General features: G+C 36.2%; 8 protein-coding genes and 2 tRNA genes. 7 read left to right on the top strand and 3 right to left on the bottom strand.

Annotation, left to right across the window (positions count from 1 at the left end; translation table 11 throughout):
- The first annotated feature begins 178 nt into the window (after positions 1–178).
- The 6 genes from H514_RS0121800 (at position 179) to H514_RS0121775 (ending at position 3,646) form a co-directional block, all read left to right on the top strand.
- Complete coding sequence (locus H514_RS0121800; RefSeq protein ID WP_027448876.1) at positions 179–1,273, top strand: GerMN domain-containing protein; 1,095 nt, start codon at positions 179–181, stop codon at positions 1,271–1,273.
- Between the two features lie 163 nt (positions 1,274–1,436).
- Entirely contained in the window at positions 1,437–2,192 is a 756-nt protein-coding gene (gene rph, locus H514_RS0121795; protein WP_027448875.1) for a ribonuclease PH, read from the top strand.
- 14 nt (positions 2,193–2,206) lie between these two features.
- Positions 2,207–2,797, top strand: a complete 591-nt coding sequence (locus H514_RS0121790; protein ID WP_027448874.1) for an XTP/dITP diphosphatase — start codon at positions 2,207–2,209, stop codon at positions 2,795–2,797.
- 12 nt (positions 2,798–2,809) lie between these two features.
- Positions 2,810–3,337 (top strand): metallophosphoesterase, encoded by a 528-nt coding sequence (locus tag H514_RS0121785; protein WP_027448873.1) that lies wholly within the window; start codon positions 2,810–2,812, stop codon positions 3,335–3,337.
- 132 nt (positions 3,338–3,469) lie between these two features.
- Positions 3,470–3,543: transfer RNA gene (locus tag H514_RS0121780), tRNA-Gly, on the top strand.
- A 29-nt stretch (positions 3,544–3,572) separates the two neighbouring features.
- A tRNA-Arg gene (locus H514_RS0121775) sits at positions 3,573–3,646 on the top strand.
- A 65-nt stretch (positions 3,647–3,711) separates the two neighbouring features.
- Here H514_RS0121775 and H514_RS0121770 read toward each other — a convergent pair.
- Genes H514_RS0121770 through H514_RS0121760 form a run of 3 tightly spaced genes read right to left on the bottom strand, consistent with a single transcriptional unit; the run spans position 3,712 to position 7,267 of the window.
- Positions 3,712–4,812: a Ger(x)C family spore germination protein gene (locus tag H514_RS0121770; RefSeq protein ID WP_027448872.1), complete on the bottom strand. Its 1,101-nt coding sequence runs from the start codon at positions 4,810–4,812 to the stop codon at positions 3,712–3,714.
- Positions 4,809–5,900, bottom strand: a complete 1,092-nt coding sequence (locus H514_RS0121765) for a GerAB/ArcD/ProY family transporter (protein ID WP_027448871.1) — start codon at positions 5,898–5,900, stop codon at positions 4,809–4,811. Before H514_RS0121765 ends, H514_RS0121770 begins: the two co-directional genes overlap by 4 nt.
- Entirely contained in the window at positions 5,897–7,267 is a 1,371-nt protein-coding gene (locus tag H514_RS0121760; protein WP_051255282.1) for a spore germination protein, read from the bottom strand. Before H514_RS0121760 ends, H514_RS0121765 begins: the two co-directional genes overlap by 4 nt.
- A gap of 231 nt (positions 7,268–7,498) precedes the next feature.
- Here H514_RS0121760 and H514_RS0121755 point away from each other — a divergent pair, with 231 nt between their 5' ends.
- On the top strand, positions 7,499–8,497 hold the full coding sequence (locus H514_RS0121755; RefSeq protein WP_027448869.1) for a tetratricopeptide repeat protein: 999 nt from the start codon (positions 7,499–7,501) through the stop codon (positions 8,495–8,497).
- Positions 8,498–8,610 lie beyond the last annotated feature (113 nt).

Below are 8,610 nucleotides of genomic sequence, written 5' to 3'. Positions count from 1 at the left end.
CATTATTATCTCGAAACCAAGTCTTCAACAATAGGGGGCTATAATAGAACAAGTCCCCATAACCAGCGGTCAACCTAATATATCTTCACTGATATAAAATAAAAATTTTTCTAGCTTGGTCTATTTTGCCTGAAAGCTCGTATATATAGTAGTACAAACCATCATAGGAGGGGAAAACATGCGGAAGCGTGCTGCTTTAATTTACGGAAGTGTGATTACAGGACTTACTCTTCTTTCAGGGTGTGTCTTTCAAGGGGAGCAATCGTTACAAGAAATGGATCCACCACAGGAACAAGCGAGTACAGGTCAAAATAACGTAGAAAATAGCGAAACAACATCAAACAATGGACAAGAAACCAATCAAGAACAAAACCAGGTAGTCGTTGAGACAAATGAGCGTCAGCTATACCTATTAGATGCAAATGGAATGGTGGTACCACAAACCGTATTACTACCAGAAACGGAAACAAAGGAATATGCAAAACAAGCTCTCGAATACCTAGTCAAAGGTGGACCAATCACCAATGTATTACCTAGTGGATTCGAAGCGGTATTACCTGCTGGAACAGAAATTAATAGTCTAAATCTTATGAAAGATGAAGGTACACTAGTCGTAGATGTATCAAAAGAATTTTCTGAATATCGACCAGAAGATGAATTGAAAATCCTGCAAGCTATGACATACACACTTACTCAATTCGAGAGTGTAGAACGAGTTAAGCTACAAATTAATGGTTATGATACAGACGTTATGCCTGTAAATGGGACACCAATTTCTGATGGATACTCACGTGCCAATGGAATCAATCTTCATGTGGGTGATGTAGTAAACTTAAGTGACAGCAAGTCCGTAACGGTTTATTATCCAACTCAACATGATGACAAAGTTTATTATGTCCCTGTAACAAAACGAGTAAAGGCTAATGATGAGAATGTATATGAAACGATTGTACAAACTCTAGTAAATGGTCCTGGCTTTGATCTCAACCTACAGCAAGTGTTTAACGAAGGGGCCAAATTAGTGGAAAAACCGAAATACACAGATGGCGTTTTGAAACTAACGTTTAATGAAAATGTTTTAAACAACTTTGATGACCAAGCTGTACTATCCACAGAAGTAATGGATTCCCTTGTGCTCTCACTAACTGAGCAGCCTGGTGTTGAAGCGGTATCTGTAGAAGTTGAAAACATTGACCAAGTATTCAGTGAGCAGGGAGAAGTATTAGCAGAACCTGTTTCTCGACCACAAATGGTAAATACACGCCGATTTTAATCTGGATGATTGGTTATAATAAGAGAGGGAAAGAGGCTACTAAGAATAGCCTCTTTTTTCTTGATCTATAATAAAGAAAATCGGGTTTTCCTTACCGATATAAGTGAAATGAAGCAGAGATTTATGTTAAGATGAGCAAGGATTAATAAAGGAGGAGCAAATCATGAGAACGGATAATAGAAACAATGATGAATTAAGACCCATACATATGGAGCGCGACTATGTTAAACACCCAGAAGGTTCTGTCTTAATAACTGTTGGGGAAACGAAAGTGATTTGTAATGCTAGCATAGAAGATCGTGTCCCTCCTTTCATGAGAAACCAAGGGAAAGGTTGGGTAACAGCGGAATATGCAATGCTTCCTCGTGCTACTCAACAACGAAATATTCGTGAATCATCCAAAGGGAAAGTATCAGGTCGTACAATGGAAATCCAACGTCTTATTGGACGTGCTTTACGCTCAGTAGTTGACCTTGAGAAATTTGGAGAGAGAACGGTATGGGTAGACTGTGATGTTATTCAGGCAGATGGTGGTACACGTACAGCTGCAATTACTGGAGCATTTGTTGCCATGACATTGGCTTTCGGAGAATTACTTAAACAAAATACAATCAAAGAACTTCCAATAAAAGACTACCTCGCTGCTACATCTGTAGGTGTGTTAAAAGATGAGACAATTTTGGACTTGTGTTACGAAGAAGATTCTCAGGCACAAGTAGATATGAATATCGTCATGACAGGGAATGGAGAGTTTGTTGAATTGCAGGGAACTGGGGAAGAAGCAACATTCTCCTATACGCAACTTCAAGAAATGGTTGGCCTTGCACAAAAGGGGATTAAGGAATTATTTGATCAACAAAAAGAAATCCTTGGAGATCTAAATAAGCATATCGATCGCAATCGCCAACAAAATTCGTAAAAGGGGTAAGAGGCATGGACCGAATTGTAATTGCATCGGGAAATCAAGGGAAAATCAGGGAATTTCGTCAACTTTTCTCGAAATACGGAATTGAGACGATCGCTATGAATGATTTGGATGAAACACTACCTGATGTAGAAGAGACTGGGGAAACATTTGAAGAAAATGCTCGGTTAAAAGCCGAAACGATTTCAGACATCATACAAGTTCCTGTTCTTGCTGATGATTCTGGTTTAGAAGTAGATGCTTTAAACAAACGGCCGGGAGTATATTCTGCTCGCTTTGCTGGGGAGCAGAAAGATGATCAGGCAAACCTTCAAAAAGTGTTAAATGAACTTAAAGGGAAAGAAGATCGTGAAGCACGCTTTGTTTGTGTTTTAGCATTAGCTAGACCAGGGAAAGAAACGGTGTATAAACGAGGAACATGTGAAGGCCAGATTGGCTTAGAGCCTCAAGGAGAAAATGGATTTGGTTATGACCCTGTTTTTTATCCTAAAGGTTTTAACCGAACCATGGCACAACTTTCCTCAGATGAAAAAAACAGCATCAGTCACAGAAGTAACGCGCTTAAACAATTAGAAGGTTGGTTAAGTCAATCTGAGTAAGGAGTGATAAGCGTGCCAAAAGTTTTAATCGTAAGTGATAGTCATGGGCTAACAGAGGAAGTGCAAACCGTTAAGGAAAGACATAAGGATGAAGTCGACGCAATGATTCACTGTGGTGATTCTGAACTGGATTTTGATGCGGAAGAAATGAAAGATTATCAGAAGGTTAGAGGTAATTGTGATTTTGATGATCGTTATCCAGAAGATATTGACCTTGAAGTTGCCGGAATGAAATTCTTAGCAACTCATGGTCATCTATACCGTATTAAGACGACGTTGATGCCTTTATCTTATAGAGCAGAAGAAGTTGGAGCGGATATTGTTTGCTTTGGTCATTCTCATATGGCGGCAGCTGAAAAAGTGGATAATCGATTATTCATTAATCCAGGATCCATTCGATTGCCAAGAGGTATAACAGAAAAGACTTATGCAATTGCGTCATGGAATGGAAAGTCCGATGTCAAAGTTGAATTCTTTAATGTTGAAGGAGAATTAATCCCTTCAATGACGGTAGAAACTTCACTTCAGGCAGAAGAATAAAAAAACTTCTGCCTGAACCCATTGACATTTGAAGCATATGTTCGTATAATAATTCTTGTTCGCTTGAAACGCAAAGAACAAAAAATTAATAAAACAAGAAACATTTTTCATAATAAGCATAGGATTTATTATGCGGGTGTAGTTTAGTGGTAAAACCTCAGCCTTCCAAGCTGATGTCGTGGGTTCGATTCCCATCACCCGCTCCATACATAACCAAATAAATAATCCTGAACATGTCCCAGTAGCTCAGCAGGATAGAGCAACGGCCTTCTAAGCCGTAGGTCGGGAGTTCGAATCTCTCCTGGGACATTCATAACAAGTTGGAGCTACAAAGTATAAGTCTTTGTAGCTCCAACTTTTTTTAATAAATTTACTTACTCAATAATCCCTGTCCCTGTAATCTCAGCCTTAACATTCACCCGAAATTCAATGTCAGGATAGATCGCGTTCCATTTCTCCATTTTCTCTTCTTTGCTTCCCCTGTGTGTAGCTCTATAGCGTAAGCCAAATCCAAATGGGTCTACTCCTGCTTCTTGAAGCTTTTCAAAAAGATTTTGGACACGCTTTTCCATGTTTTTTGAAGTGACTTTTTCATATTTTGGTAAGCTTTCACTCTTTAATTCGGTTTCGGATTCTTCAATAAACCCCTTCATTATAATATCGTATTTGATATAGGGCTTTTCAGTATTAGTGACAAGTTTGTAACTTGTTTTCATTTTGTCTAAAGCGACGATGAAGTATAACTTTCCTTCAATCACAATTGTACCCATTTTGTATTCATTAAAAATAGAATTGAAAAGCTTTGTTTCTTCAGGGGTCAGATCTAACATGTTTTCTTTTTCACCATTTATGATTTTTAATTTGTTTACTCTAAATTTCTCTTGGACAATTTCAATAATTGGTAAAATGGGATCTGTCCCTTTTTCCACTAAAGCTCTTCTTAGCTGATATAATTGCACAGTTGTAACGTAAGATGATTTAGTGCCTGTTGTACTGAATGTCAGCAGGATATTGTTTGAAGGAATTTTTTCTCCTTTAGGACTTAATTGTAAAATGTTAATGGTATCTGTTTTAGATAAGGCTACATATGAAATTTGCTGAATGTCCCTTCGTCTTATAAACCAATCCAACACGCTTTGTAAGTCTCGTTCTAAGAGCTCTTCACTCAAGATGATCGTTTTTAATTGACCAAAATCAATTTCTTTATCTACCCGAGATTTTATTATTCGAACTGCTTCTGCTATTGTTTTAGCTTCTTCTGTTATAACAGTAAAATCTCTTACCTCTTTTGTTTTTTCAGCATTAGGAATTGCTAATTTTAAATTCACCTTTACGTATTCTTCTTTTTCTCCAGGGTCAATACCAACAGCAAGTACAAAATTGCGTTTGTCTATATCTTTAAACCCACATCCAGTAAGGGTAAGGGAAAGAAGGATTAGCATAAGAATAGATGTAAAAAGTGTATTAATTTTCATGCTCTTTTCCTCCTAGCGATCCAATACATTAATGCTACTGACAATATGCTTGCAGGTATTAAAGAAATATAATATACCTTTGCAATTTGTAGCTGTTGATGGATGTTTAGTGTAATAGAGGTTGTGGTAACACCAACAAAAAACACAAATGATACTAGGTAGGATGTCACATTTTTCTGTCTGAACTTTATTTTAGGGAGTATAGCTTTAAAGATATCAAGGCTCACATGCCATGACACCGTAGCTCCAATTAGAGATATACATATATGAAAAAATAGAAAGATAAATAAAACTCTTTCAATAATCCCATATTCCATTTGTAGAGAGTCCGTTGTGCTAATCCAAGGGTAAACATATGAGTTAATTCCATCGATCCCAGCCACTCCAACCGGTATGACAATAGATGTTAGGACTATGCTTAATCCAAGTAAGCCAATTAGTATCATTCTATACCAATTTAAATAACTTCCTTTACCAGAAAAGAACTTATTAAATGTAGCTAAATAAAAGAAACCTAGTAACGTATAACAAGATGCCCCTATACTTTCCCAGGAAATTTGAAATCTTGCTTGAGGTATTAAAGTCCGAATCGAATCCCAGGATAAAAAAGGGTTGATATACGCTAGGACTAGGACCAACAGGAGCAAAGGTAGGTTAAAGAATAAAATGATTTCAAGAAAATATAGGAGCCGATCACTTTTAACAGCTGCTCCAGCTATTACAAAAGAGGTAAATAGAATAGCAGCTACCAAGTTAGGCATATCTGGATTGATAAATCTTTTCGATACCTCTATAAATGCGTTCAAAATTAAATAGCCTGTACCAAAGAAAAGAATAGCAACTAAGAATAAGTAAGGGCTACTAATCCATTTAGGTAAATGGGAGGAAACAATATCAGCTTGCGTCCTCCCAGGGAATTTTTCCATAGATGATGTGAACAAATACATTAAAAACAGGCCTAAAAGTGTACCAATTAAAATGGAGAACAATACTCCATTATATCGATGAGAAATAAGGATTTTAGGGACGTACACAACTAAATTCGTAAATAAATTCACCAGGATTAGATAATAAAAGTAACGTCTCATTTATATGTGCCTTTCTTTAAATAGTTAGGAGTTTCACTGAATGTTAATTTAAAATACGGATTTCCCATGCTGCTTAAATGAGTTAGATACAAAATGATGCTCATTAATCCAACGATTAATCCAATCAACCCTGTTACTGCTGTTAAAAGAAGTAAGTAATACTTTTCTAACCTCATAGCAAAAGACATTTGATTAATGGGAATAACGAAGTTTGATATGGCTACCGATGCTACAATAATAATCATGATATTGGATACTAATCCCGCTTCAGTTGCCGCTTGGCCAAGAATTAAACCTCCAACTGTTGTAGCAGTAGGGCCGATCGTTTTAGGTAAACGAATTGAAGCTTCTGTTAGCATTTCCATCATTATCAGCATAAGAAAGACCTCTACAAAGGAAGGGTATGGAACAGGGGCGCGACTTCCTGCAATGGATAAAGCTAATTCCACTTTAAACAACTCTGGATTGTAAGATGTGAAACCAACATAGGCAGCAGGAAGGGTTGTGCTAATCGCAAGTCCTAGATATCGCAATATTTTTAAAAACCTGCTCACCCAGTAAGGTTGATAAAAATCACTCATGGAACTAAAGAAATCCATGAAGGTAGAAGGGATAATTAACGCAAAAGGGCTTCCTTCAACTAATACAACTACTTTTCCTTTGTAAATATTATAAGCAATGCGGTCAGGTCGTTCAGATATCATGATCGTAGGGAAAATATTTTTATTCTTTTCAATGATCCGTTGATTTAACTCTTCAGCTGTTTGAAAGAACTTATCTTTTTGAATTGATTGCATTTCTTCATATAATTTATCTAAGAGATCTGGTGCTACCTTATTGTCATCATAAAGAATTTTTAATCTCATTTTCGTTGTTTGATCCTTAGGAGATACATCTTTAATTTTTAAACCATTATTGTGATAACGATGCCTTATTAAATTAATATTGATGTCAATATCTTCACTAAATCCAGTTTGTGGACCTACTATGGTTTTCTCAACTTTAGTTTCTGTAAGAGGTAATGTTTTGTATAAAGTACAATCGAAAACTCCGGCCCATTGATCCGAGAGTATAACCATATGTCCTCTAAGAATGTCTTGAACTGATGCTTCTATTGTAGGTTGTTCTTTAAATGAAAAGCCTTCTGTAGCTGATAACTTATTTTTAAAAACTTTAGAACTGTCTTGGCTAACGGAGGGTTCTATAATATCGGAATAAAACATTTTCGTATCAGTAATAGTGGATAAATAAAAAATATCAATGTTGGTAGATCCTATTTGGTATGATTTCTGTATAAAGTCTGAGTTATGTTTGAAGGATTCTTGAAGTCGTTGATTGAGTTTTACCTTCACATTTGAATTGCGCACATATTGAACCTCCAAGTTAGATAAGTCATTACCTTATTGTTGGTATGTGCGAAAAAGTTTTTTCCTATTCTTAATAAGTTTTATTATGGCGAAAGTTATGGTACGGTTGTATGTAATTAGATGTTTCAGGTCACCCTTTCTAATAAAAGGGAAATGGAAAGGTAAAGATAAATAAGAGGAGATTGGTTTAGTGTACATAAATCAAAACTGGATAAAGAAGGAGGGTAGATTATGACAGAGAACAAAGCGGATGTGGTCATGTTTCCTAAATGGAAATCTTCCCTGGAGCAAAAAGGTCGAACTGCGCTACAAGCTAAAAAGTATAAAGAGGCTTTGGAGCATTTTGAGCAGCTTATATCTTTTGATGCAGCGAACTCTGAAGTGATGACGGGTAAGCTGATTTGCCTAATGGAGCTGGGGCGTTACGAAGAAGCGGAATCCATATGTAGAGAACTAATGAAAGAAGATGAGGAGAATTACTTTCAATACTTACATATTTATTTAACGGTTTTATTTCAAACCAGTCAATATGAGGAACTGTTAGACCTCTTAGACGAAGTATTCGAATCAGAGGAAATTCCTCATGAGGTAAGAAAGCAGTTCTGGCAATTATATGACATCACGAAAAAACTTAAAGAAGATGAAAGCAGCGCAGAATACTTAGAAGATATTGATGAGTTTATTGCATCACTTGATTCGAAGGATGCGAAAAAACAATGGAGATGTTTGTCTAAGTTGAGAAAACAAGATATCCATCCCTACATCAATGAACTTGTACCTTTCCTGAAAAAAGATTACATACAGCCTGTTATCAAAACGGCAATGCTTCAATGGATGCAAGAACAAAAGGTAGAACGAAATGTGGAGGTAACGAAACTAGGGGAAACCAAAGTTGTTAATCCTTCAAAGTTAGATGATATCCTATCTCATCCATCTTCAAGGCAAATTTTAAATTTACTAGATCCAGTTGAGCAGGATAATCCAACCTTATATGAGTTTATTCAGCAACTATTATTTCGATACATGTATGTGCGTTTTCCTGTTATGCCAATAGATGAGGAAACACCATCACTTGCTAAGGCGTTTTTTGAATTAGGAACTTCATACTTACAACTAGACCATTATCCATTTCCACTTGAAAACTATGGATCGAAAAAAGAAGTGGATTTATGGAAACAACAGATTGAATACTATGAAGCGAATTACTTCTCCGTATTAGATGAATCGTAATAGGCATAAGAAACTACATATCTATGAGTATTGAAAGCAAACAATATTATGTTATAATATAGTGGTTGCAATTTAGAGAGTGTCTTTCTTACAAATTAGAAAAGACTACAACA

Source organism: Pontibacillus marinus BH030004 = DSM 16465 (genome assembly GCF_000425225.1).
Classification (GTDB): Bacteria; Bacillota; Bacilli; order Bacillales; family BH030062; genus Pontibacillus; species Pontibacillus marinus.
The sequence above is the reverse complement of the archived record's forward strand: the minus strand, read 5'-3'. Positions and strand labels throughout refer to the sequence as shown.

Excerpts from the sequence above, each read along its gene's own strand:
- H514_RS0121800 (WP_027448876.1), top strand. The coding sequence starts at position 179 with ATGCGGAAGCGTGCTGCTTTAATTTACGGAAGTGTGATTACAGGACTT.
- rph (WP_027448875.1), top strand. The coding sequence starts at position 1,437 with ATGAGAACGGATAATAGAAACAATGATGAATTAAGACCCATACATATG.
- H514_RS0121790 (WP_027448874.1), top strand. The coding sequence starts at position 2,207 with ATGGACCGAATTGTAATTGCATCGGGAAATCAAGGGAAAATCAGGGAA.
- H514_RS0121770 (WP_027448872.1), bottom strand. The coding sequence starts at position 4,812 with ATGAAAATTAATACACTTTTTACATCTATTCTTATGCTAATCCTTCTT.
- H514_RS0121765 (WP_027448871.1), bottom strand. The coding sequence starts at position 5,900 with ATGAGACGTTACTTTTATTATCTAATCCTGGTGAATTTATTTACGAAT.
- H514_RS0121755 (WP_027448869.1), top strand. The coding sequence starts at position 7,499 with ATGACAGAGAACAAAGCGGATGTGGTCATGTTTCCTAAATGGAAATCT.